The 22,925-nt window shown below is 54.0% G+C and carries 22 protein-coding genes and 2 tRNA genes; 7 read left to right on the top strand and 17 right to left on the bottom strand.

The annotated features are described in order from the left end of the window. Positions 1 to 46: 46 nt before the first annotated feature. The 6 genes from truB to UTO39_RS15825 form a co-directional block, all read right to left on the bottom strand. Complete coding sequence (truB, locus tag UTO39_RS15850; RefSeq protein ID WP_320727548.1) at positions 47 to 997, bottom strand: tRNA pseudouridine(55) synthase TruB; 951 nt, start codon at positions 995 to 997, stop codon at positions 47 to 49. Further along, positions 997 to 1,401 (bottom strand): 30S ribosome-binding factor RbfA, encoded by a 405-nt coding sequence (gene rbfA, locus UTO39_RS15845; RefSeq protein WP_041907887.1) that lies wholly within the window; start codon positions 1,399 to 1,401, stop codon positions 997 to 999. Before rbfA ends, truB begins: the two co-directional genes overlap by 1 nt. A gap of 102 nt (positions 1,402 to 1,503) precedes the next feature. Continuing rightward, positions 1,504 to 4,191 carry a translation initiation factor IF-2 gene (gene infB / locus UTO39_RS15840; RefSeq protein WP_041907885.1) on the bottom strand — a complete coding sequence of 896 codons (2,688 nt, stop codon included), beginning with the start codon at positions 4,189 to 4,191 and terminating at the stop codon, positions 1,504 to 1,506. A 24-nt stretch (positions 4,192 to 4,215) separates the two neighbouring features. Beyond that, a complete protein-coding gene (gene nusA, locus UTO39_RS15835; protein WP_014885374.1) occupies positions 4,216 to 5,718 on the bottom strand; it encodes a transcription termination factor NusA in 1,503 nt (500 codons plus the stop codon). Positions 5,719 to 5,746: 28 nt separating this feature from the next. After that, entirely contained in the window at positions 5,747 to 6,199 is a 453-nt protein-coding gene (gene rimP, locus UTO39_RS15830; protein WP_014833432.1) for a ribosome maturation factor RimP, read from the bottom strand. A 207-nt stretch (positions 6,200 to 6,406) separates the two neighbouring features. Continuing rightward, positions 6,407 to 6,483 (bottom strand) — tRNA-Met (locus UTO39_RS15825). A 287-nt stretch (positions 6,484 to 6,770) separates the two neighbouring features. On the opposite strand from UTO39_RS15825, the gene argG reads away from it, so the two are divergent. Further along, the gene (gene argG, locus UTO39_RS15820; RefSeq protein ID WP_061096957.1) at positions 6,771 to 8,117 is read left to right on the top strand and encodes an argininosuccinate synthase; all 1,347 of its coding nucleotides are present in this window, start codon (positions 6,771 to 6,773) and stop codon (positions 8,115 to 8,117) included. A 153-nt stretch (positions 8,118 to 8,270) separates the two neighbouring features. Here the strand turns inward: argG and UTO39_RS15815 are convergent. The 6 genes from UTO39_RS15815 to rlmE form a co-directional block, all read right to left on the bottom strand. After that, positions 8,271 to 8,357, bottom strand: a tRNA-Leu gene (locus UTO39_RS15815). Between the two features lie 9 nt (positions 8,358 to 8,366). After that, the gene (gene secG / locus UTO39_RS15810) at positions 8,367 to 8,699 is read right to left on the bottom strand and encodes a preprotein translocase subunit SecG (protein WP_021242256.1); all 333 of its coding nucleotides are present in this window, start codon (positions 8,697 to 8,699) and stop codon (positions 8,367 to 8,369) included. A 223-nt stretch (positions 8,700 to 8,922) separates the two neighbouring features. Next, positions 8,923 to 10,260: a phosphoglucosamine mutase gene (gene glmM / locus UTO39_RS15805; protein ID WP_028014552.1), complete on the bottom strand. Its 1,338-nt coding sequence runs from the start codon at positions 10,258 to 10,260 to the stop codon at positions 8,923 to 8,925. Beyond that, positions 10,253 to 11,101 carry a dihydropteroate synthase gene (gene folP, locus UTO39_RS15800; RefSeq protein ID WP_320727547.1) on the bottom strand — a complete coding sequence of 283 codons (849 nt, stop codon included), beginning with the start codon at positions 11,099 to 11,101 and terminating at the stop codon, positions 10,253 to 10,255. Before folP ends, glmM begins: the two co-directional genes overlap by 8 nt. Positions 11,102 to 11,199: 98 nt before the next feature. Continuing rightward, positions 11,200 to 13,134 (bottom strand): ATP-dependent zinc metalloprotease FtsH, encoded by a 1,935-nt coding sequence (ftsH, locus tag UTO39_RS15795; protein WP_013098921.1) that lies wholly within the window; start codon positions 13,132 to 13,134, stop codon positions 11,200 to 11,202. 102 nt (positions 13,135 to 13,236) lie between these two features. After that, positions 13,237 to 13,863 (bottom strand): 23S rRNA (uridine(2552)-2'-O)-methyltransferase RlmE, encoded by a 627-nt coding sequence (gene rlmE / locus UTO39_RS15790; protein WP_003861812.1) that lies wholly within the window; start codon positions 13,861 to 13,863, stop codon positions 13,237 to 13,239. 127 nt (positions 13,864 to 13,990) lie between these two features. On the opposite strand from rlmE, the gene yhbY reads away from it, so the two are divergent. Next, positions 13,991 to 14,284, top strand: a complete 294-nt coding sequence (yhbY, locus tag UTO39_RS15785) for a ribosome assembly RNA-binding protein YhbY (RefSeq protein WP_003861814.1) — start codon at positions 13,991 to 13,993, stop codon at positions 14,282 to 14,284. 151 nt (positions 14,285 to 14,435) lie between these two features. On the opposite strand, the gene greA is transcribed toward yhbY, so the two are convergent. After that, positions 14,436 to 14,912 carry a transcription elongation factor GreA gene (gene greA / locus UTO39_RS15780; protein WP_006812122.1) on the bottom strand — a complete coding sequence of 159 codons (477 nt, stop codon included), beginning with the start codon at positions 14,910 to 14,912 and terminating at the stop codon, positions 14,436 to 14,438. 228 nt (positions 14,913 to 15,140) lie between these two features. Between greA and dacB the strand changes: the two genes are divergently transcribed. The 3 genes from dacB to pmrB are packed head-to-tail and all read left to right on the top strand — an operon-like array spanning position 15,141 to position 18,279. Further along, positions 15,141 to 16,574, top strand: a complete 1,434-nt coding sequence (dacB, locus tag UTO39_RS15775) for a serine-type D-Ala-D-Ala carboxypeptidase (protein ID WP_320727546.1) — start codon at positions 15,141 to 15,143, stop codon at positions 16,572 to 16,574. 2 nt (positions 16,575 to 16,576) lie between these two features. Further along, entirely contained in the window at positions 16,577 to 17,239 is a 663-nt protein-coding gene (pmrA, locus tag UTO39_RS15770) for a two-component system response regulator PmrA (RefSeq protein WP_028014555.1), read from the top strand. Then, on the top strand, positions 17,236 to 18,279 hold the full coding sequence (gene pmrB, locus UTO39_RS15765; RefSeq protein WP_320727545.1) for a two-component system sensor histidine kinase PmrB: 1,044 nt from the start codon (positions 17,236 to 17,238) through the stop codon (positions 18,277 to 18,279). Before pmrA ends, pmrB begins: the two co-directional genes overlap by 4 nt. Positions 18,280 to 18,313: 34 nt before the next feature. On the opposite strand, the gene cgtA is transcribed toward pmrB, so the two are convergent. The 4 genes from cgtA to rplU all read right to left on the bottom strand — a co-directional run bounded on the left by cgtA (position 18,314) and on the right by rplU (position 21,151). After that, positions 18,314 to 19,486, bottom strand: a complete 1,173-nt coding sequence (gene cgtA / locus UTO39_RS15760; protein WP_014885381.1) for an Obg family GTPase CgtA — start codon at positions 19,484 to 19,486, stop codon at positions 18,314 to 18,316. A gap of 15 nt (positions 19,487 to 19,501) precedes the next feature. Next, positions 19,502 to 20,467: a DMT family transporter gene (locus UTO39_RS15755; RefSeq protein WP_320727544.1), complete on the bottom strand. Its 966-nt coding sequence runs from the start codon at positions 20,465 to 20,467 to the stop codon at positions 19,502 to 19,504. Positions 20,468 to 20,562: 95 nt separating this feature from the next. Further along, entirely contained in the window at positions 20,563 to 20,820 is a 258-nt protein-coding gene (gene rpmA, locus UTO39_RS15750; protein WP_004385076.1) for a 50S ribosomal protein L27, read from the bottom strand. A 19-nt stretch (positions 20,821 to 20,839) separates the two neighbouring features. Next, a complete protein-coding gene (gene rplU / locus UTO39_RS15745; RefSeq protein ID WP_003025032.1) occupies positions 20,840 to 21,151 on the bottom strand; it encodes a 50S ribosomal protein L21 in 312 nt (103 codons plus the stop codon). A 257-nt stretch (positions 21,152 to 21,408) separates the two neighbouring features. Here rplU and ispB point away from each other — a divergent pair, with 257 nt between their 5' ends. Both ispB and sfsB read left to right on the top strand, forming a co-directional pair. Further along, entirely contained in the window at positions 21,409 to 22,380 is a 972-nt protein-coding gene (ispB, locus tag UTO39_RS15740; RefSeq protein WP_028014558.1) for an octaprenyl diphosphate synthase, read from the top strand. A 231-nt stretch (positions 22,381 to 22,611) separates the two neighbouring features. Next, a complete protein-coding gene (gene sfsB, locus UTO39_RS15735; RefSeq protein WP_061096952.1) occupies positions 22,612 to 22,899 on the top strand; it encodes a DNA-binding transcriptional regulator SfsB in 288 nt (95 codons plus the stop codon). Positions 22,900 to 22,925 lie beyond the last annotated feature (26 nt).

The following is a 22,925-nucleotide window of genomic DNA, read 5'->3' as shown; positions in this document are numbered from 1 at the left end:
TTCTACTCGTCTCCCCTGCTTATCGCAAGGTGAGCCGTTATCGCCGTCACGCGTCGACCGGATATTCGACGACCAGACGACGCGGCGCAACGCGCCCTTCACCGTCCATTTCGCCCATACCGATAAATTTCCCTTCGTCACCTTCCGTCACGCGTACCAGTCCATCCAGCGGCGCATTCGCCGTACGAACCGGGTTTCCGTTCTTAAAGTAAACGGACGATGTTAAAGGAAGATTAACGATCGGGAAGTCCGCTGCCGGACTGTCCATTGGCATCAGCAATGGATCCAGCAAATCTGCAGGTTCCACTCCCTGCGCTTGTGCCTGCTCAGCCAACGCGCGCAGCTGCTCAAGCGTCACCATGCGTTCCACAGGATATTTACTGACCGCCAGACGACGCAGGTAGATCACATGCGCGCCGCAGCCCAGCTTTTCACCCAGATCGTCAATGATGGTGCGAATATAGGTCCCTTTCGAACAGTGGACTTCCAGCTCCAGCTCATTGCCTTCGTGGCGAATGAACAGCAGCTCATACACGGTAATCGGACGGGCTTCGCGCGGGACGTCAATTCCCTGTCGCGCATATTCGTAGAGCTTCTTGCCCTGATATTTCAGCGCCGAATACATCGACGGCACCTGCATTGTGTCCCCGCGGAAGCTCTCCAGGGCCGCATCAAGCTGTTCGGCGCTGAAGGTCACCGGGCGCTCTTCTACTACCTGACCATCCGCGTCGGAGGTATCCGTACGCTGGCCCAGTTTAGCGATAACGCGGTAGCGTTTATCGGAATCGAGCAGGTACTGGGAAAACTTTGTCGCTTCACCCAGGCAAATCGGCAGCATGCCGGTCGCCAGCGGATCCAGCGCGCCGGTGTGGCCCGCACGGTTAGCGTTATAAATACGCTTCACTTTTTGCAGCACGTCGTTGCTGGATGCACCCTGCGGTTTATCCAGCAGCAGCACGCCATGCACGTCGCGACCGCGACGACGAGGACGACTCATCAGTCCTCCTTGCTGTCGTCCGTCGGGTTAACACGACGTTCGTCGTCATGTTTCACCACGCTGGTCACCAGGTTGGACATGCGCATACCTTCGACCAGCGAGTTGTCGTAGAAGAAGGTCAGCTCTGGCACGATACGCAGGCGCATCGCTTTGCCGAGCAGAGAGCGGATGAAACCAGAGGCTTCCTGCAGTGCTTTAATGCCGTTTTTAACCGCCGCTTCGTCCTGATCGTTCAGGAAGGTTACGAACACTTTGGCATAGGCCAGGTCACGAGACATTTCCACGCCAGATACGGTGGTCATCATACCGATACGCGGGTCTTTAATTTCGCGTTGCAGGATGAGTGCGATCTCTTTCTGCATCTCCTGCGCCACGCGCTGTGGGCGACCAAATTCTTTCGCCATAATAAATTCTCCAGACAAAAAAGGGGCTAAAAGCCCCTTTTAAAATTATTGCCGGGTGGCACGAGGCGATCCCGGCCTACATATGGACTTATCCCTGAAGGATTAGTCGATGCTGCGTTGGATCTCGATGATTTCGAACACTTCGATCATATCGCCAACGCGAACGTCGTTGTAGTTCTTCACGCCGATACCACATTCCATGCCGTTACGGACTTCGTTAACGTCATCTTTGAAGCGGCGCAGGGATTCCAGCTCGCCTTCGTAGATAACCACGTTGTCACGCAGTACGCGGATTGGGTTGTGACGCTTGATGGTACCTTCGGTAACCATACAGCCCGCGATAGCACCGAATTTCGGTGATTTGAACACGTCACGCACTTCAGCCAGACCGATGATCTGCTGTTTCAGCTCAGGAGACAGCATACCGCTCATCGCAGCTTTCACTTCGTCGATCAGGTTATAGATGACGGAGTAGTAGCGCAGATCCAGGCTTTCCGCTTCGATCACGCGGCGAGCAGATGCATCAGCACGCACGTTGAAGCCAACCAGGATAGCGTTGGATGCCGCAGCCAGGGTTGCGTCGGTTTCGGTGATACCACCTACGCCAGAACCGATGATCTTCACTTTCACTTCGTCGGTAGACAGTTTCAGCAAGGAGTCGGAGATCGCTTCCACAGAACCCTGAACGTCCGCTTTCAGGACGACGTTCACTTCGTGAACTTCGCCTTCAGCCATGTTCGCAAACATGTTCTCAAGTTTAGATTTCTGCTGACGAGCCAGTTTAACTTCACGGAATTTGCCCTGACGATACAGTGCCACTTCACGCGCTTTCTTCTCGTCACGCACCACGGTCACTTCATCACCGGCAGCCGGAACACCGGACAGACCCAGGATTTCCACTGGAATGGACGGACCTGCCTCCAGCACTTCCTGACCCAGTTCGTTACGCATCGCACGAACGCGACCGTATTCGAAGCCACACAGAACGATGTCGCCCTTGTTCAGGGTACCTTCGCGAACCAGAACCGTTGCAACCGGACCACGACCTTTATCCAGGAAGGATTCGATCACCGCGCCGCTCGCCATACCTTTACGAACGGCTTTCAGCTCCAGAACTTCAGCCTGAAGCAGGATAGCGTTCAGCAGGTCGTCGATACCGGTACCCGCTTTTGCAGATACAGGGATGAACTGCGCTTCGCCACCCCACTCTTCCGGCATAACGCCGTACTGAGACAGTTCGTTCTTCACGCGGTCCAGATCGGCTTCTGGCTTATCGATTTTGTTGACCGCAACAACCAGAGGCACCTGCGCCGCTTTTGCGTGCTGGATAGCTTCAATGGTCTGTGGCATAACGCCATCGTCTGCTGCAACAACCAGTACAACGATATCCGTAGCCTGAGCACCACGAGCACGCATTGAGGTGAACGCTGCGTGGCCTGGGGTATCCAGGAAGGTGATCATGCCGTTTTCGGTTTCTACGTGGTAAGCACCGATGTGCTGGGTAATACCACCCGCTTCGCCGGAGGCAACCTTCGTAGAACGAATGTAGTCGAGCAGAGAGGTTTTACCGTGGTCAACGTGACCCATGATGGTCACAACCGGTGCACGCGGTTCAGCCGCAGCGCCAGTGTCACGGTCGCTCATTACTGCTTCTTCCAGCTCGTTTTCACGACGCAGGATAACTTTGTGGCCCATCTCTTCGGCAACCAGCTGTGCGGTTTCCTGGTCGATAACCTGGTTGATGGTTGCCATTGCGCCCAGCTTCATCATCGCTTTGATGACCTGAGAGCCTTTAACCGCCATCTTGTTCGCCAGATCGCCAACGGTGATGGTTTCGCCAATCACGACGTCACGGTTAACCGCCTGAGCTGGCTTCTGGAAGCCCTGCTGCAGAGAAGAACCTTTACGCTTGCCGCCTTTACCACCGCGAACCGCTGCACGTGCTTCTTCACGGTCAGCTTTAGATTCAGCGTGTTTGTTACCTTTCTTCGCCGGACGCGCGGCTTTTGCATTACGACCACGGCCACGGCCGCCTTCTACTTCACGGTCGTTATCATCTTCAGCCTGACGCGCATGCTGAGAAGTGGTCACGTGATAGTCGCTGGTATCTTCAGTCGGTTCAGCGGTATTCACGCCATTCTTCTCGTTTTCTTCTGCCATACGGCGCGCTTCTTCAGCGACGCGGCGAGCTTCTTCTTCCAGCTTACGGCGGGCTTCTTCTTCCGCTTTACGCTTCAGCTCGGCAGCTTCATTTTCACGGCGGGCTTTTTCAGCCTGGGCGGTTTTGGTCATTTCGTCTGTCTGTTGATTGCTCACTTTGTCTTTTTCCGCAGCGTCACGCTTCACTTTATCACTGGCGTCGCGTTTCGCTTTTTCTGCGGCCTCACGTTCAGCTTTTAATTCTGCTTCACGTTTGGCGGCTGCTTCCGCCTCACGCTGAGCTTGTTCTTCCGCTTCACGCTGTGCCTGCTCTTCCGCGGCAAGGCGTTCTGCCTCTTGCGGATCACGTTTTACAAAGGTGCGCGTCTTGCGGACTTCAATTTGTACCGATTTGCTTTTGCCACCGGTACCAGGAATGTTTAACGTGCTGCGCGTTTTGCGCTGCAGCGTTAACTTGTCAGGCGTAGAACCGTGTTCGCGGTTCAGGTGCGTTAACAAGGTTTGTTTTTCTTGCGCGGTCACCGAGTCATCAGCGGACTTCGGGATCCCTGCATCAGCAAATTGCTGTACCAGGCGGTCCACGGAGGTCTGAATCTCAGCAGCCAGCGATTTTACAGTTACATCAGTCATGCTGTTCCTTCCTGCTACAGTTTATTACGCTTCGTCGCCGAACCAGCAAATATTACGTGCGGCCATGATGAGTTCGCCGGCTTTCTCGTCGGTTAAACCTTCGATATCGGCCAGGTCATCAACGCCTTGCTCAGCGAGATCTTCCAGCGTACAAACACCACGGGCAGCCAGCTTGAACGCAATCGCACGATCAAGACCTTCCAGATTCAGCAGGTCATCAGCCGGCTTCTTATCGCCAAGGCTTTCTTCCTGAGCCAGTGCCAGGGTGGTCAGTGCGTTTTTAGCGCGTTCACGCAGGGCTTCAACGGTTGGCTCATCCAGACCGTCAATTTCCAGCAGCTCTTTCATTGGCACATAGGCCAGTTCTTCCAGCGTAGAGAAACCTTCTTCTACCAGAACAGTGGCGAAGTCTTCGTCAATGTCGAGGTATTTGGTGAAGGTATCGATCGCCGCATGGGCTTCAGCCTGATGCTTAGCCTGCAGGTCATCAACGGTCATGACGTTGAGTTCCCAGCCGCTCAGCTGTGACGCCAGGCGTACGTTCTGACCGTTACGGCCAATCGCCTGCGCCAGGTTGCCCGCTTCAACAGCGATATCCATGGTGTGTTTGTCTTCGTCAACAACGATAGACGCGACATCAGCCGGAGCCATTGCGTTGATTACGAACTGCGCCGGGTTGTCGTCCCACAGAACGATATCAATACGCTCGCCGCCCAGTTCGGTAGAAACCGCCTGAACGCGCGCGCCGCGCATACCGACGCAAGCACCGACCGGGTCGATACGCTTGTCGTTGGTTTTCACCGCAATTTTCGCACGAGAGCCTGGATCGCGAGCTGCTGCTTTGATCTCAATAACTTCTTCGCCAATTTCCGGCACTTCGATGCGGAACAGTTCAACCAGCATTTCTGGTTTAGAACGGGTCACGAACAGCTGTGCACCACGCGCTTCAGGGCGCACGGCGTACAGAACACCACGAATACGGTCGCCCGGGCGGAAGTTTTCACGCGGCAGCATGTCTTCACGCAGGATCACGGCTTCAGCGTTGCCCGGCATCCCTTCGGATTTAATTTCCAGAGAGATGTTGTCGCGGTTCACTTTCTTCACCACGCCGGTGATGATTTCGCCTTCCTGATCGCGGAACTGATCGACAACCAGCGCGCGCTCGGCTTCGCGCACTTTCTGCACGATAACCTGCTTAGCGGTCTGGGTGGTGATACGGTCGAAGGTGACAGATTCAATCTGATCTTCAACGTAGTCACCCACGTTCAGACTTTCGTCTTCAAAACGTGCAGCTTCCAGGGTGATCTCTTTGGTCGGCTGGGTCACTTCTTCTACGATTACCCAACGACGGAATGTATCGAAGTCACCGCTTTTACGATCGATTTCTACGCGAACATCGATCTCTTGTTCGTATTTTTTCTTGGTTGCTGTAGCCAGTGCACTTTCCAGCGCTTCGAAAATCTTCTCACGCGGCAGTGATTTCTCGTTGGAGACGGCTTCAACAACAGCCAAAATTTCTTTGTTCATCGCGGGCTTTTCACCTCAATCCAGACTGTTAAAAGTGGGGAACCAGGTTCGCCTTCTGGATATTACTCAGCGCGAACACTTCATCTTTGCCTTCGACTGTCACCGTGATCATTTCACCATCAACGGCTTTGATAATTCCCTGCCATTTACGGCGGTTCTGTACGGCCATACGCAGAACGAGAGCCACTTCTTCACCGGTAAAGCGCACATAGTGCTCGGCCGTGAACATCGGGCGATCCAGGCCAGGTGAGGAAACTTCCAGGTTGTACGCAACGGTAATTGGGTCTTCAACATCAAGAACCGCACTCACCTGGTGGCTGACATCAGCACAATCATCAACATTGATGCCATCTTCACTATCAATATAGATGCGCAGCGTCGATGTACGGCCGCGAACGAATTCGATGCCGACCAGTTCGTAGCCCAGTGCTTCGACCGGTGCAGTAATCATCTCTGTTAATTTTTGCTCTAATGTGGACAAGCCCACCCCCAAGACATAAAAAAAGGGCGTAAAGCCCAGTTATTCTGTAGTCAGATAACAAAAAACCCCGATAAATCGGGGCTTTAGATAACTGAACCCTATAGCCACAACTGTGGCCTGGAGCACTCTCCGAAAGAATTTTTTCAAATCCAGCTACGAAGGCTCTAAGTCTTCACAGTATATTTGAAAAAGAACTTTATGGGAAAGTGGTTGCGGGGGCCGGATTTGAACCGACGACCTTCGGGTTATGAGCCCGACGAGCTACCAGGCTGCTCCACCCCGCGCCTGAAACGTGGCAAATTCTACGCGTTTTGGACAGAATTTGCAAATAATGCTGGGATTTGGTACCGAAGACGGGACGTAAAATCGGCGTTTAGTATATTGATAGTTGACCCCACCTGTCAACCCAGCTTCCGCCAGATAGAACAGACCAAATTTTTTACAAAAAACGCACGAGTCTCTTCCGGTATTCGATAAAAGATGATTAAATGAATACTCACTTATTTTGCATAAAAATGCACAAGAGAGCGAAAGCGGTCTCTAATCAGTCAATCAAGCAGGGTTTTATTCTATGACGACGATTCTCAAGCATCTTCCGGTAGGACAACGTATTGGCATCGCTTTCTCAGGCGGCCTGGATACCAGCGCTGCACTGCTGTGGATGCGCCAGAAGGGAGCGGTTCCGTATGCATATACTGCGAACCTGGGTCAGCCGGATGAGGACGACTATGATGCTATTCCTCGTCGCGCTAAAGAGTATGGCGCAGAAAACGCGCGACTGATTGACTGCCGTAAGCAACTGGTTGCTGAAGGCATCGCCGCTATTCAGTGCGGTGCGTTCCATAACACCACGGGCGGCCTGACCTATTTCAACACCACCCCGCTGGGTCGTGCCGTTACCGGCACCATGCTGGTTGCCGCCATGAAAGAAGATGGCGTGAACATCTGGGGTGACGGCAGCACCTATAAAGGTAACGATATCGAACGTTTTTATCGTTATGGCCTGCTGACCAACGCCGAGCTGCAGATCTACAAGCCGTGGCTGGACACCGACTTCATCGACGAGCTGGGCGGCCGTCATGAGATGTCCGAGTTTATGATTGCCTGCGGCTTTGACTACAAAATGTCCGTTGAGAAAGCCTACTCTACCGACTCCAACATGCTGGGCGCGACGCACGAAGCCAAGGACCTGGAATTCCTGAACTCCAGCGTGAAGATCGTTAACCCGATCATGGGCGTGAAGTTCTGGGACGAGAGCGTGAAGATCCCGGCGGAAGAAGTGACCGTGCGTTTTGAACGTGGCCATCCGGTTGCCCTGAACGGCAAGACCTTCTCTGACGACGTTGAACTGATGCTGGAAGCAAACCGCATCGGCGGTCGCCACGGTCTGGGCATGAGCGATCAGATTGAAAACCGTATCATCGAGGCGAAAAGCCGCGGTATCTATGAAGCTCCGGGGATGGCGCTGCTGCACATCGCTTACGAGCGTCTGCTGACCGGAATTCACAACGAAGACACCATTGAGCAGTATCACTCTCATGGTCGTCAGCTGGGCAAACTGCTGTATCAGGGTCGCTGGTTCGATCCGCAGGCGCTGATGCTGCGTGACGCGCTGCAGCGTTGGGTAGCGAGCGCAATCACCGGTGAAGTGACGCTGGAACTGCGTCGCGGTAACGACTACTCCATCCTGAACACCGTGTCGGACAACCTGACCTATAAAGCAGAGCGTCTGACCATGGAAAAAGGTGAGTCTGTGTTTTCTCCGGACGACCGTATTGGCCAGTTAACCATGCGTAACCTGGACATCACCGATACCCGTGAGAAGCTGTTCAACTACGTTGAGAATGGTCTGCTCTCCGCGAATTCCGGTAACGGCCTGCCGCAGGTTGAGAACCTGGAACACAGCGATAAGAAATAATCGACAGCAAGACATGCAAAAGGCGCCCCACGGGCGCCTTTTTTATTGGGCATTTGTAGGGCGGGCAAGCGTAGCGCCACCCGCCATTTTGCCAGCCACCACAATATACAGACGAAAAAAAAGACGTCTTTCGACGTCTTTCTTCTGGAATATTGGTACCGAGGATGGGACTCGAACCCACAAGCCCGTTAGGGCACTACCACCTCAAGGTAGCGTGTCTACCAATTCCACCACCTCGGTACGGAATACTTACTGCGGGATATCGCTGGTTGGCTTAGCCGGTGCAGCTGGCTGAGTCTGCTCAGTTTTCGCTGGCGCGCTCAGATTTTCCCACTCGCTTCCTTTGCTGGTCTTGTTGCTGTTGATATTTCCAAGTACCAGACTGATGATGAAGAACAGCGTAGCCAGAATCGCCGTTGTGCGGGTCATGAAGTTCGCAGAACCACTTGAACCGAACAGCGTACCGGAAGCGCCTGCTCCGAAGGAGGCTCCCATATCAGCGCCTTTACCTTGCTGCAGCATGATCAACGCTACGAGAGCGATGGCTACAATAAGGAAAACAACTAAAAGAGCTTCGTACATAATCAACCTGTTCCTTGCGGATTTGCCGCATACCAATGCTTCGACCAATTAGCAGGATTTTTGTTTCCCACTGAAGCGGGTGTGAATACTAACCAAAGCGAATCACCTTCGCAAGGGCATTTTCGACGCATTGTATCAACTGCGGAAAAAAACAGCAAAAAGCCATTAATTGCTTAAAACAAAGGCGACAAGCGCCGCCTTTTTAAACACTTACTGTGAAGGATTATGCAGCTTTTACGGCATCCGCAATACGGTGCGCAAATTCGGTGACCTGCGCTTCGTCTTCACCTTCCACCATCACGCGGATCAGTGGCTCGGTACCGGACTTACGCAGCAGCACGCGTCCGCGGCTGCCCAGAGCCGCTTCAACGTCAGCCATTACCGCTTTCACGTTGTCATTTTCCAGCGGATCGCCTTTACCGGCAGTGAAGCGCACGTTCACCAGGATCTGCGGGAACATTTTCATCCCGCTGCACAGATCGTGCAGGCTCATATGGTTGCGCGCCATCGCGGCAACCACCTGCAGCGCGGCCACGATACCGTCACCGGTAGTGGTTTTGTCGAGCAGGATCACGTGACCGGAGTTCTCGGCACCAATACGCCAGCCTTTCTCCTGCAGCTTTTCCAGCACGTAGCGGTCGCCCACTTTCGCGCGAACAAACGGAATACCGAGCTGTTTCAGCGCCAGTTCCAGACCCATGTTGCTCATCAGCGTCCCAACCGCGCCGCCGCGCAGCTGGCCCTGACGCAGGCCTTCACGGGCAATGATGTACAGGATTTGGTCGCCGTCGACTTTATTGCCTTCGTGGTCAACCATGATCACGCGGTCACCGTCGCCGTCCAGGGCAATGCCCAGATCGGCTTTTTCTGCCAGCACGCGCGCCTGCAGGGCGCGCACGTCCGTCGCCCCGACTTCTTCGTTAATGTTCAGACCATCCGGCTCGCAGCCGATGGCGATCACTTTCGCACCCAGCTCGCGGAAGACATTCGGCGCAATGTGATAGGTCGCACCGTTCGCACAGTCCACCACAATTTTAAGATGCGCCAGGCTCAGCTCGTTCGGGAAGGTGCCTTTACAGAATTCGATATAACGGCCCGCCGCATCGACGATACGGTTCGCTTTACCCAGTTCTGCGGAATCAACACAGGTGATCTCTTTTTCCATTTCGGCTTCAATGGCCTCTTCCACTTCGTCCGGCAGCTTGGTGCCGTCAATGGAGAAGAACTTGATGCCGTTGTCGTAGAACGGGTTATGAGACGCCGAGATCACAATTCCCGCTTCTGCGCGAAAGGTGCGCGTAAGATAGGCAACCGCAGGCGTTGGCATTGGGCCAGTAAAAGAGGCTGAAAGCCCTGCAGCCGCCAGACCCGCTTCCAGCGCAGATTCCAGCATATAGCCCGAAATACGGGTATCTTTACCAATAATGATCTTACGTGAGCCATGACGCGCCAGTACCTTACCAGCAGCCCAGCCGAGCTTCAGAACAAAATCAGGGGTGATTGGAGCATCGCCTACGCGCCCACGGATACCATCGGTACCAAAATATTTACGATTACTCATAGCGTTTGTTTTCCTTCGCTGCCAGTGTGGCTTCCACCACACGCATGGCTTCTACTGTTTCTTTGACGTCATGGACACGGATAATGTGCGCGCCTTGCATCGCCGCAATTACCGCGCAGGCCAGGCTGCCACTCAGGCGCTCGCTCGGTCCCACATTCAGCAATTGGCCAATCATCGATTTTCTCGACATCCCCACCAGCAGCGGCAGGCCAAAGTGATGAAATTCCGATAAGCGCGCAAGCAACGCATAATTGTGTGAGAGATTTTTACCGAAACCGAACCCCGGGTCGAGCAGCAATTTCTCTTTTGGGATGCCTGCACGCTCACAGCGTTCAATATGATCAATAAAGAAGCGATTCACGTCGGCAAAGACATCATCATACTTCGGCGCTTCCTGCATGGTTTTCGGTTGCCCCTGCATATGCATCAGGCATACCGGCAGGCCGGTTTCTGCAGCGGCCTCGATCGCACCCGGTTCGCTCAGCGAGCGGATATCATTAATAATGTGAGCACCCACTCTCGCCACTTCACGGATCACTTCTGGTTTGGACGTGTCGACGGAGATCCACACCTCAAAACGTTGCGCGATTGCCTCAACCACCGGCACCACGCGCGCCAGCTCTTCTTCCACCGAAACCTCCGCCGCGCCGGGACGCGTCGATTCACCGCCAACGTCAATGATGGTGGCACCCGCGTTGATCATTAAATTTGCGTGCTTAACCGCGTCGATAAGCGTGTTGTGCGTGCCGCCGTCAGAGAAGGAGTCAGGGGTAACATTCAGGATCCCCATCACGTGCGGATGTGAAAGATCGAGATGCGAGTCCTGGGCGAAGAGTTTCATGGTTAAATCCCTGCCTTTAGTATGGTTTAACGGAAAAGAAAAACCCCGGAGCAAGCTCCAGGGTTTGAGGTACAGACAAACGCTTCAACAGCAGTGACTTACTTGTCGCCCAACTGTTCTGACATGGTGTTGCCCGGGTTTGGCGTACGCGGTTCATCAACCGGACGCGGCGCGCGCGGGGTGCCATTGTTGTCAGAATTGTTGGAAGCGCCTGGGTCTTCCCAGCCTGCTGGCGGACGCACTTCGCGGCGAGCCATCAGGTCGTCAATCTGCGGTGCATCGATGGTCTCATATTTCATGAGCGCATCTTTCATCGAATGCAGGATGTCCATATTGTCGTTCAGGATCTGACGCGCGCGACCATAGTTACGTTCAATCAGCGCTTTCACTTCCTGGTCGATGATACGTGCCGTCTCATCGGACATATGTTTCGCTTTCGCCACGGAACGGCCCAGGAATACTTCACCCTCTTCCTCTGCATACAGCAGCGGACCGAGTTTGTCGGAGAAGCCCCACTGAGTCACCATATTACGCGCCAGGTTTGTCGCCACTTTAATATCGTTCGACGCACCGGTAGAAACGTGTTCTGGCCCGTAGATGATCTCTTCCGCCAGACGACCGCCGTACAGGGTTGAAATCTGGCTTTCCAGCTTCTGACGGCTGGCGCTGATCGCGTCGCCCTCAGGCAGGAAGAAGGTCACACCCAGCGCACGACCGCGCGGAATAATCGTCACTTTGTGCACCGGATCGTGTTCCGGTACCAGGCGGCCGATAATCGCATGGCCCGCTTCGTGGTATGCGGTGGACTCTTTCTGCGCTTCCGTCATCACCATGGAGCGACGTTCCGCACCCATCATGATTTTGTCTTTCGCTTTCTCGAACTCCACCATGGAGACCACGCGCTTGTTGCCGCGTGCGGCAAACAGTGCAGCTTCGTTGACCAGGTTAGCCAGGTCCGCACCGGAGAAGCCCGGGGTACCACGCGCAATGATTGCCGCGTCGATATCCGGCGCCAGCGGTACGCGACGCATATGCACTTTCAGAATCTGTTCACGACCGCGAACATCCGGCAGACCGACCACAACCTGACGGTCGAAACGTCCTGGACGCAGCAGCGCAGGGTCAAGTACGTCCGGACGGTTAGTTGCCGCGATAACGATAATACCTTCGTTACCTTCGAAGCCGTCCATCTCAACCAGCATCTGGTTCAGGGTCTGCTCACGCTCATCGTGACCACCGCCCAGGCCTGCGCCACGCTGGCGGCCTACGGCGTCGATTTCATCGATGAAGATGATGCACGGTGCTGCCTTCTTGGCCTGCTCGAACATGTCACGCACACGAGATGCACCGACACCCACGAACATTTCCACGAAGTCAGAACCTGAAATAGTAAAGAACGGCACCTTCGCTTCACCCGCGATGGCTTTCGCCAGCAGGGTTTTACCGGTACCCGGAGGGCCGACCATCAGAACGCCTTTCGGGATCTTACCGCCCAGTTTCTGGAAACGGCTCGGCTCACGCAGGTATTCAACCAGTTCACCCACTTCTTCTTTTGCTTCGTCACAACCGGCGACGTCAGCAAACGTGGTCTTGATCTGGTCTTCCGTCAGCATACGCGCCTTGCTCTTACCGAACGACATGGCACCTTTGCCACCGCCGCCCTGCATCTGGCGCATAAAGAAGATCCAGACGCCGATAAGAAGCAGCATCGGGAACCAGGAAATGAAGATCGAAGCCAGCAGGCTTGGTTCTTCTGGCGGCTCGCCTACCACTTTGACGTTTTTGGTCAGAAGGTTATCAAGCAGCTTAGGATCGTTCACCGGGATGTAAGTCGTGTAACGGTTACTATCTTTCTTGGTAACGTTGATCTCACGTCCGTTGATACGCGCTTCGCGAACCTGGTCCTGATTGACCTCTTGCAGGAAGGTAGAATAATCCACCTTGCGGCCATTCGACTCGCTGGGCCCAAAGCTCTGGAATACTGACATCAGCACAACGGCAATGACCAGCCAGAGTATTAGGTTTTTCGCCATGTCACTCAAGGGATTAACCTCATATTACAACTGTGTTAAAAACAGCGTCAGGATACTCTATATCCAGTTTCATTCAAACTTTCGCCTGAAATCTACCGGTTATCATTTTCGCCCGGTCGCTACAATATACACTTCTCGGGAACGGGCCCGGGAAGAGTCCGGCTTACGAACTTTGACCTTCGCAAACAGGGAGCGAATTTCCTTAAGATACTCCTCGAAACCTTCGCCCTGAAACACCTTCACAACAAAACTACCACCAGGCGCTAGTACATCACGACACATTTCTAACGCTAGCTCCACCAGATACATGGCGCGGGGGATATCCACCGCCGGTGTTCCGCACATATTTGGTGCCATATCCGACATGACAACCTGGACCTTACTATCACCAACACGATCAAGTAACGCTTTCAGCACTAATTCATCACGAAAGTCGCCCTGAAGGAAGTCGACACCGACGATGGGATCCATTGGTAAAAGATCGCACGCGATGATTCGGCCCGTTCCGCCGATCTGCGTTACCGCATACTGAGACCATCCGCCAGGTGCCGCACCGAGGTCAACAACCGTCATCCCCGGCTTAAAAAGTTTGTCACTTTGCTGTATTTCATCAAGTTTAAACCAGGCACGGGAACGTAACCCCTTTTTCTGTGCCTGTTGAACATATTTATCGCTAAAGTGTTCCTGAAGCCAGCGGCTGGAACTGGCAGAACGCTTTTTACCTGTCATTTAACATTTCCGTCCTGGTTCATCGTTGCTTGCCTGTGACGTAAATTTCTACGCAGCTATTTGGCGATATAAGGGAGATGGCGGTAGAATGAACCGTTTTCAATCCCAACGTAAGCAAAAATATACGATGAATCTGAGTACTAAACAAAAACAGCACCTTAAAGGTCTGGCACATCCGCTCAAGCCTGTAGTGATGCTTGGCAACAATGGTTTGACCGAAGGGGTGCTTGCCGAGATTGAACAAGCGCTGGAACACCACGAGCTGATCAAGGTGAAAATCGCCTCTGAAGACAGAGACACTAAAAACCTGATCGTGGAAGCCATCGTGCGCGAAACCGGCGCCTGTAATGTACAGGTCATCGGTAAAACGCTGGTGCTCTATCGCCCATCTAAAGAGCGTAAAATCTCGCTGCCACGCTAAGGATATCCTGAATCAATCACATTTTCTGTGTGAAACGAGGGATTTCTTTCAGCAGGCGAGCAAAATGCCATGCTCCTTGAGTTGATAAAAGGCCGCTACGCGGCCTTTTTCTTTTCTTTACAATGTATCAACATCTTAGTGGAGAAGCGAATTACAGGTATTCAACCTTAATAATTTCGTATTCCACTTCACCGCCAGGGGTACGGATGGTGACAACATCGTCCTGCTCTTTGCCAATCAGGCCGCGAGCAATCGGTGAGTTTACCGAAATCAGGTTCTGTTTGAAGTCGGCTTCATCATCGCCCACGATGCGATAGGTCTGCTCTTCGTCGTTGTCCAGGTTCAGAACGCTGACGGTAGAACCAAAAATCACGCGACCATTGTTAGGCATTTTGGTGATATCGATAACCTGCGCATTAGACAGCTTCGCTTCGATATCTTTAATACGCCCCTCACAGAAACCCTGCTGTTCGCGCGCCGCATGGTATTCAGCATTCTCTTTCAGATCGCCATGCTCACGGGCTTCCGCGATAGCGGCGATGATTTCAGGGCGACGCACGGATTTCAGGAAATCCAGCTCTTCGCGCAGTTTTTCGGCACCACGTAAGGTCATCGGAATAGCTTGCATTTGTTATACCTCTTAAACATTCCTGTTGGGAGCAGTGTTCCCTGCTCCTGCCCCCCGAAGCGGGCAAGAAGCAAAAAGAAAACCGACCCGGGAGCGACGCCCCAGGTCAGCAGCAATTTTTCAATTTGATACGCATTTTACCGCGAAGTTCACTATGGGTCATCGTTTACTTTGCAGTGCCATGCACCGTAGTATGACGGTTTGTTTTCGGGTTGTTAGCGCGAGATTATGCGATTTTCCAGTTTTATCATCGGATTGACTACCAGTATAACGTTCACCGCCCAGGCCGCGAATGTTGATGAGTACATTAATCAGCTCCCCGCAGGCGCGAACCTTGCCCTGATGGTGCAGAAGGTTGGCGCACAGGCTCCCGAGATTGACTATCACAGTCAACAGATGGCGCTGCCTGCCAGTACCCAGAAGGTGATCACAGCCCTCGCCGCCCTGCTCCAGCTCGGGCCTGACTTCCGTTTTACTACCACGCTTGAAACCAAAGGTAACGTCGAGGGTGGCGAACTGAAAGGCGATCTTATCGCCCGTTTCGGTGGCGATCCCACCTTTAAGCGCCAGGATATCCGCAACATGGTAGCGGTGTTAAAAAAATCCGGCGTGACAAAAATCGATGGCAATGTGCTGATCGATACCTCCATTTTTGCCAGCCACGATAAAGCCCCAGGCTGGCCGTGGAACGACATGACGCAGTGCTTTAGCGCCCCGCCAGCCGCCGCGATTGTTGACCGCAACTGCTTCTCGATCTCCCTTTACAGCGCGCCCAAGCCGGATGATTTAGCGTTTATTCGCGTGGCATCTTACTATCCGGTGACGATGTTTAGTCAGGTGCGTACGCTGGCAAAAGGCTCCCCGGATGCCCAGTACTGCGAACTGGACGTGGTGCCTGGCGATCTTAACCGTTACACCCTCACCGGCTGCCTGACGCAGCGCGCCGATCCCCTGCCGCTGGCCTTCGCGATTCAGGATGGCGCAAGCTATGCGGGTGCGATTCTCAAGGATGAGCTGAAGCAGGCGGGAATAACCTACTCCGGCACGCTGCTACGCCAGACGCAGGTCAACCAGCCGGGTACGGTCATTGCCAGCAAACAGTCGCCACCGCTGCACGATTTGCTGCGAATTATGCTGAAAAAGTCTGACAACATGATTGCCGACACCGTGTTCCGCATGATTGGTCACGCGCGCTTCGGCGTGCCGGGAACCTGGCGCGCGGGCTCAGACGCTGTTCGTCAGATCCTGCGCCAGCAGGCGGGGATCGATCTGGGCAACACTATCGCCGTCGATGGATCCGGATTATCGCGTCATAACCTGATTGCCCCGGCCACCATGATGCAGGTGCTTCAGTACATTGCACAGCATGACGCTGAGCTAAACTTTATCTCAATGCTGCCGCTTGCCGGACACGACGGTTCGCTGCAGTACCGCGCCGGGCTTCACGCGGCGGGTGTGGACGGCAAAGTCTCCGCTAAAACAGGTTCACTGCAGGGGGTGTATAACCTTGCTGGGTTCATCACGACCGCCAGCGGACAGCGCATGGCATTCGTGCAATATCTTTCCGGCTATGCCGTCGAACCGACCGACCAGCGCAACCGCCGTATACCGCTGGTTCGCTTCGAAAGCAGGCTTTATAAAGACATCTACCAGAATAACTAGCGATGAAACTCCTTATAGTTGAAGACGATCTGTTATTACAGGAAGGACTGGCTCTGGGACTCGCCAATGAAGGCTATGCCCTGGACTGTGCCGGCACCGCGGCAGAAGCCGATGCCCTGATCCAGAGCGGCGAATACAGCCTGGTGATCCTTGACCTGGGCTTGCCGGACAAAGACGGCGCGACGCTGCTCACCCAGTGGCGTCGCCGCGGCATCGCCAATCCGGTGTTGATCCTGACGGCACGCGACGCCATTGAAGATCGTATTACCGGCCTTGATGCTGGCGCTGATGATTACCTGGTGAAGCCCTTTGCGCTTGCAGAGCTTCAGGCTCGGGTGCGAGCGTTAATACGCCGCTATCAGGGCCATAGTGATAACTTACTAACCGACGGGGATATCACCCTGAATCTGCAAACCCAGCAGGTACTGCGTCAGTCCCAGCCCGTTGAAGTCACACCAAAAGAGTTCGCCTTGCTGACGCGTCTGATCATGCGAAGCGGACAAACGGTACACAGAGAAACCCTTCAGCAGGATATCTACTCCTGGCAGGACGATCCGGGGTCAAATACCCTGGAAGTCCACATCCACAACCTGCGTCGTAAGCTTGGCAAAGATCGAATTAAAACCGTCCGCGGCGTTGGCTACCGCCTGGAGAGCCAGAAATGAACAGCATGCGTCGGCGATTAATGGTGTTGCTGGCGGTCATCCTGTTATTTTTCCAGCTGATAAGCGTAATTTGGTTATGGCACGAAAGCCGCGAGCAGATTGGCTTTCTGGTTAACGAAACGCTGTCGGCAAAATCACGTAACAACCACGTCGAGAAAGAGATCCGCGAAGCGATTGCCTCGCTGCTGGTTCCATCTCTGGTGATGGTTGGCTTTACGCTATTTTTCTCGTTCTGGGCGGTCACCTGGATAACCCGACCGCTGAACAAACTGCGCGTGAGCCTGGCTAACCGTTCGGCGGATAATTTAACCCCGCTTCCTATGTATTCCGACATGGAAGAAATCGGCGCCGTGACCACCTCGCTCAATCAGCTACTCGCCAGGCTGGACAGTACCATTCAGCAGGAGCGTCTCTTTACGGCTGACGCCGCCCACGAACTGCGAACGCCCCTTGCCGGAATCAGGCTCCATCTGGAGCTCATGGCCCAGTCAGGCTCTCCGCAGGCTACGACGCTCATCAGCCGTATCGACCAGCTAATGCATACCGTTGAGCAACTGCTGATGCTGGCCCGTGCCGGCCAGGCGATGGCGAGCGGCCACTATGAAACCATCAACTGGACGGAGACTATCATCACGCCTCTTGGTCTTGAGCATGAAGCCAAAGCGCACACGGTGATATGGCCGGAGAAAAGTGCGCTCACGGTACAGGGAGACGCGGTACTGCTGCGGCTGATGCTGCGCAACCTGCTGGAGAATGCCGGGCGCTACAGCCCGACGGGCACCACGATTACCGTGACGCTCACCGAAGTCGAAGGCGGTACGCAGCTCAGCGTAATCGATCAGGGGCCTGGTATCGACGAAGCGCACCGACAGTCGATCACGGAGCCGTTCCGTCGTCTCGATCAGCGTTACGGCGGCAGCGGCCTGGGCCTGAGCATCGTACAGCGCATCCTGCAGCTTCATCACGGTAGGCTGATGCTGGAGAACGGTGCTGAAGGCGGGCTGATAGCAAGCTGCTGGCTGCCCTCAACGCTGGAATGAAAAAAGCCCCCAGGATGGGGGCTTCGGACAGATATTAGTGCTTGTAGATGAACTCGACGCCTTCTTCGTCGTCTTCATCCCAATCATCGTCCCAGTCGTCTTCCTCTTCCGCTTCCAGCTCTTCGAGCTGCTGGCGGTGGTAGTCATCCCACATGAATTCGACTTTCTCTGGCTGTTTCGCTTCTTCAGCCTGAACGACCGGGTTCTCGATGATGAAGGTCATCACATCCCAGCAGAGATCTTTCACGCCAACCTGACTTGCCGCGGAGATAAGGTAGTATTTATCTTCCCAGCCCATCGCTTCGGCAATCGCTTTGGCTTTTGCTTCGGCTTCCGCTTTATCCATCAGGTCGATCTTGTTGAAGACCAGCCAGCGTGGTTTACTCGCCAGTTTTTCGCTGTATTTTTCCAGCTCGCCGATGATAATGCGGGCGTTCTCAACCGGATCGGAACCGTCGATTGGATCGATATCAATGAGGTGCAGCAGGACGCGGCAGCGCTCAAGGTGCTTCAGGAAGCGAATACCCAGGCCAGCCCCTTCCGCAGCGCCTTCAATCAGGCCAGGGATATCAGCCACGACGAAGCTCTTTTCGTTATCCATGCGGACAACGCCGAGGCTTGGCACCAGCGTGGTAAACGGATAGTCCGCCACTTTGGGTTTCGCCGCAGAGACAGCGCGAATAAACGTCGATTTACCGGCGTTTGGCATACCCAGCATGCCAACGTCTGCCAGAAGCATCAGCTCCAGCTGCAAATCGCGCTTATCGCCCGGCGTACCCATCGTTTTCTGGCGCGGGGTACGGTTAACGGAAGATTTGAAACGGCTGTTGCCCAGACCGTGCCAGCCACCTTTTGCGACCATCAGGCGCTGACCGTGCTTGGTCATATCGCCCATGGTTTCACCGGTGCCCTGATCGATAACGCGCGTACCGACCGGAACCTTAATGGTCACGTCTTTACCGCGTTTACCGGTACAGTCCCGGCTCTGGCCGTTCTGGCCGCGCTCAGCGCGGAAGGATTTTTCAAAGCGGTAGTCGATCAGCGTGTTGAGGTTTTCATCCGCCTCCAGCCACACGTCACCACCATCGCCACCGTCACCGCCGTCAGGGCCGCCACGAGGAATATATTTTTCACGGCGGAAGCTTACACAACCGTTACCGCCATCACCTGCCACGACCAGAATCGTCGCTTCATCAACAAACTTCATTTTACTCTCCGTAACTCATTCGCCTGAGCGGGGGACTACTACAACCGCTTCATTTTTGCGCCAACGTCCCCAAAGACGATGACCAATGGCGGAATACATCGCGCCCGCAACCACGACAAACGCACCGAGATAGCCCAACAGGTTGAGCATCGGTCTGACGAAGACATCGGGCCAGGCCATTGATAACAAATCTGAAAATAACAGCGTAAACAGCGGGGTAAGCGTGATCAATGCGCTCACCTGTGCTGCCTGCCAGCGCGCCATCGCTTCCGCCAGCGCGCCATAACCGACCAGCGTGTTAAGCCCACAAAAAATGAGGCACGCCAGCTGCCAGTCGCTCAGCTGGGTAATGACGCCCGGCTTCGCTAACGGCAATAATGCCACTGTACACAAAGTGTACAGCAAAAAAAGGATCTGCTGTGAGGCCAGGCGACGCAATAATACCTTTTGCGCGACGCCATAGCTCACCCAGACCGTTGCTGCACCCACGCCGAAGATCACGCCCCAGGTGTAATCCGTAAGCCGGGTAAAAATCTCGATCAGGCTGGTGTTGAAGAACATCACCAGGCCGCATAGCAGCATGCTTGCCCCGATAATCTGCGTCCCGCGCATCTTCTCCTTGAGGATGAACACGCTCGCGACCATCATGCCCACGGGCGAAAGCTGACCAATCACCTGAGACGCCGTTGGGCTCAAATACTGCAGGGAAGAGCTGAACAGGATAAAGTTACCGAACAGACCGCCCGTCGCAATGGCCAGTAGCACCAGCCAGCGAGGGTTGCGGAAGAGCCGCAGCGGTGGAAGCTTACCTTTAACTGCAAGGATGGTCCCGAGACCGATGCTTGCCATCAGAAAGCGATAAAAGACCACCGTAGGCGGCTCCATCACTTCCAGTACCTGCTTCATTGCAATTGGCAGCGCACCCCAGCACATTGCGGTCGTGAGCGCCAAAAGAATACCAATGCCGGCCTGCTGCTTCATGCCCGTTTTCCCTACAGAAAATTTTCCGGGTTTCCAATGTAAAAAGCCCCGCAACACGTTGCGGGGCTTTAATCCGTTACCGGACCGAGAAAACCTTACTCAGCAACGATGCTGATGTATTTACGGTTGTTCGGGCCTTTAACTTCAAATTTCACTTTACCGTCTGCTTTAGCAAACAGAGTGTGGTCACGACCGCAACCTACGTTATTGCCAGCGTGGAATTTGGTACCACGTTGACGAACGATGATGCTACCCGCCAGAACGGATTCGCCACCGAAACGCTTAACGCCCAGGCGTTTAGCTTCTGAATCGCGACCGTTACGTGTGGAGCCGCCAGCCTTTTTATGTGCCATTTAAATCTCTCCTCAGGTCTTAGGCGCTGATGCCAGTAATTTTCACATCAGTGAACCACTGACGGTGGCCCTGCTGCTTACGGTAGTGTTTACGACGACGAAACTTAACGATTTTAACTTTCTCGCCACGACCGTGTGCAACAACTTCAGCTTTGATAACGCCGCCATCAACGAAAGGAACGCCGATTTTGACTTCTTCACCGTTTGCGATCATCAGAACTTCTGCGAACTCAACAGATTCGCCAGTTGCGATGTCCAGCTTTTCCAGGCGAACGGTCTGACCTTCGCTTACTCGGTGTTGTTTACCACCACTTTGGAAAACCGCGTACATATAAACTCCGCTTCCGCGCACGTCCTCGTATGAATCAGAGTGCGCTATAAATATTCACAATAGGGCGCGAATATTACGCAAAACGCGAGCCTTTGACAAGTGCTACCGTCAATACATGAAGAAAAAAAACACAACACGTACGGTAACGTTTATCTGAGCCGTTTTTTCAGTACAATCAGCACTACTATTGATAAACCGAAACCCTTCGTTACCCCATTGAAGATGGGATCAACAGGATAAAAAGCCCGGCTTTTGCGATGAATTTAGAAAAAATCAACGAGTTAACCGCGCAAGATATGGCGGGTGTAAATGCAGCAATCCTGGAGCAACTCAACTCTGACGTTCAGCTGATCAATCAGTTGGGCTATTACATTGTCAGCGGCGGCGGTAAACGCATTCGCCCGATGATTGCCATTCTGGCTGCCAGAGCCGTTGGCTATCAGGGAAATGCCCACGTGACGATCGCCGCGCTGATCGAATTTATTCACACCGCGACGCTTCTGCATGACGATGTTGTGGATGAATCCGATATGCGTCGTGGCAAAGCTACCGCAAACGCCGCCTTCGGGAATGCCGCCAGCGTTCTGGTGGGGGATTTTATCTATACCCGCGCCTTCCAGATGATGACCAGCCTGGGCTCTCTGAAAGTGCTGGAGGTGATGTCCGAAGCCGTTAACGTCATCGCTGAAGGCGAAGTGCTGCAGCTGATGAACGTCAATGACCCCGATATCACCGAAGAAAACTACATGCGCGTTATTTACAGCAAAACAGCGCGCCTGTTTGAAGCGGCCGCCCAGTGCTCCGGCATTCTGGCCGGCTGTTCTGAGGCACAGGAAAAAGGCTTGCAGGACTATGGACGCTATCTGGGTACCGCCTTCCAGCTGATTGATGATTTGCTGGACTACAGCGCGGACGGCGAAACGCTCGGCAAAAACGTTGGCGATGACCTGAACGAAGGCAAACCGACCCTGCCGCTGCTGCACGCTATGCGCAACGGAACGGCCGACCAGGCGAAAATGATCCGTGAGGCGATCGAACAGGGAAATGGTCGCCATCTTCTGGAACCTGTACTGGAAACCATGGCCATCTGCGGCTCGCTGGAATGGACCCGTCAGCGTGCTGAAGAAGAGGCTGACAAAGCCATTGAAGCTCTCCAGGTTATTCCAGACAGCCCATGGCGCGATGCCCTGATTGGTCTTGCCCACATCGCTGTTCAGCGCGACCGTTAATCTTGCCCCCCACCTCCCCGCATCCTTCGCGGGGAGGTTCAAAAACGCACCAGTAAATTCCGCATTCATGTAAATTCATCGGGTTAGAGCCCGCATGAATAAAGCCATGTCTTATTCTGAATATCCCTTCAAGTAACGCGAACTTTTTAGAACACGAATGTGAAATGAGTATAGTAAGCCAGTCGTTTCAGAAGAAACGGCGTAGGTGAATCCGAACTTAAGGACAGCGTTATGGATACGAAATTTATTGACTGGCATACGGCAGATATCATTGCGGCACTGCGCAAAAGAGGTACGTCACTTGCAGCAGAGTCCCGCCGCCATGGTCTGAGTTCTTCCACCCTGGCCAACGCCCTGACCCGCCCCTGGCCAAAGGGGGAATTAATTATCGCGACGGCGCTGGAAACGCACCCGTGGGTGATCTGGCCTTCACGTTATCACGATCCTGTTACTCATGAATTTATCGACAGAACGCGCATGATGCGCCAGAGAAAAGTAAAAACAGAACCGCAGGAATAACGGTTTTTTTGACAGGAATAGCAACC

This window comes from Enterobacter sp. 118C5, assembly GCF_034107645.1.
Classification (GTDB): Bacteria; Pseudomonadota; Gammaproteobacteria; order Enterobacterales; family Enterobacteriaceae; genus Enterobacter; species Enterobacter nematophilus.
This window is presented reverse-complemented; position numbering and strand designations above follow the sequence as displayed.

What these genes read in the sequence shown, in the direction of transcription:
- rlmE (WP_003861812.1), bottom strand. Translation starts at nt 13,863, where the DNA reads ATGACAGGTAAAAAGCGTTCTGCCAGTTCCAGCCGCTGGCTTCAGGAA.
- rpmA (WP_004385076.1), bottom strand. Translation starts at nt 20,820, where the DNA reads ATGGCACATAAAAAGGCTGGCGGCTCCACACGTAACGGTCGCGATTCA.
- UTO39_RS15755 (WP_320727544.1), bottom strand. Translation starts at nt 20,467, where the DNA reads ATGAAGCAGCAGGCCGGCATTGGTATTCTTTTGGCGCTCACGACCGCA.
- sfsB (WP_061096952.1), top strand. Translation starts at nt 22,612, where the DNA reads ATGGATACGAAATTTATTGACTGGCATACGGCAGATATCATTGCGGCA.
- nusA (WP_014885374.1), bottom strand. Translation starts at nt 5,718, where the DNA reads ATGAACAAAGAAATTTTGGCTGTTGTTGAAGCCGTCTCCAACGAGAAA.
- ispB (WP_028014558.1), top strand. Translation starts at nt 21,409, where the DNA reads ATGAATTTAGAAAAAATCAACGAGTTAACCGCGCAAGATATGGCGGGT.
- greA (WP_006812122.1), bottom strand. Translation starts at nt 14,912, where the DNA reads ATGCAAGCTATTCCGATGACCTTACGTGGTGCCGAAAAACTGCGCGAA.
- secG (WP_021242256.1), bottom strand. Translation starts at nt 8,699, where the DNA reads ATGTACGAAGCTCTTTTAGTTGTTTTCCTTATTGTAGCCATCGCTCTC.
- rplU (WP_003025032.1), bottom strand. Translation starts at nt 21,151, where the DNA reads ATGTACGCGGTTTTCCAAAGTGGTGGTAAACAACACCGAGTAAGCGAA.
- truB (WP_320727548.1), bottom strand. Translation starts at nt 997, where the DNA reads ATGAGTCGTCCTCGTCGTCGCGGTCGCGACGTGCATGGCGTGCTGCTG.
- cgtA (WP_014885381.1), bottom strand. Translation starts at nt 19,486, where the DNA reads ATGAAGTTTGTTGATGAAGCGACGATTCTGGTCGTGGCAGGTGATGGC.
- pmrB (WP_320727545.1), top strand. Translation starts at nt 17,236, where the DNA reads ATGAACAGCATGCGTCGGCGATTAATGGTGTTGCTGGCGGTCATCCTG.
- glmM (WP_028014552.1), bottom strand. Translation starts at nt 10,260, where the DNA reads ATGAGTAATCGTAAATATTTTGGTACCGATGGTATCCGTGGGCGCGTA.
- infB (WP_041907885.1), bottom strand. Translation starts at nt 4,191, where the DNA reads ATGACTGATGTAACTGTAAAATCGCTGGCTGCTGAGATTCAGACCTCC.
- dacB (WP_320727546.1), top strand. Translation starts at nt 15,141, where the DNA reads ATGCGATTTTCCAGTTTTATCATCGGATTGACTACCAGTATAACGTTC.
- rbfA (WP_041907887.1), bottom strand. Translation starts at nt 1,401, where the DNA reads ATGGCGAAAGAATTTGGTCGCCCACAGCGCGTGGCGCAGGAGATGCAG.
- ftsH (WP_013098921.1), bottom strand. Translation starts at nt 13,134, where the DNA reads ATGGCGAAAAACCTAATACTCTGGCTGGTCATTGCCGTTGTGCTGATG.
- argG (WP_061096957.1), top strand. Translation starts at nt 6,771, where the DNA reads ATGACGACGATTCTCAAGCATCTTCCGGTAGGACAACGTATTGGCATC.
- pmrA (WP_028014555.1), top strand. Translation starts at nt 16,577, where the DNA reads ATGAAACTCCTTATAGTTGAAGACGATCTGTTATTACAGGAAGGACTG.
- yhbY (WP_003861814.1), top strand. Translation starts at nt 13,991, where the DNA reads ATGAATCTGAGTACTAAACAAAAACAGCACCTTAAAGGTCTGGCACAT.
- folP (WP_320727547.1), bottom strand. Translation starts at nt 11,101, where the DNA reads ATGAAACTCTTCGCCCAGGACTCGCATCTCGATCTTTCACATCCGCAC.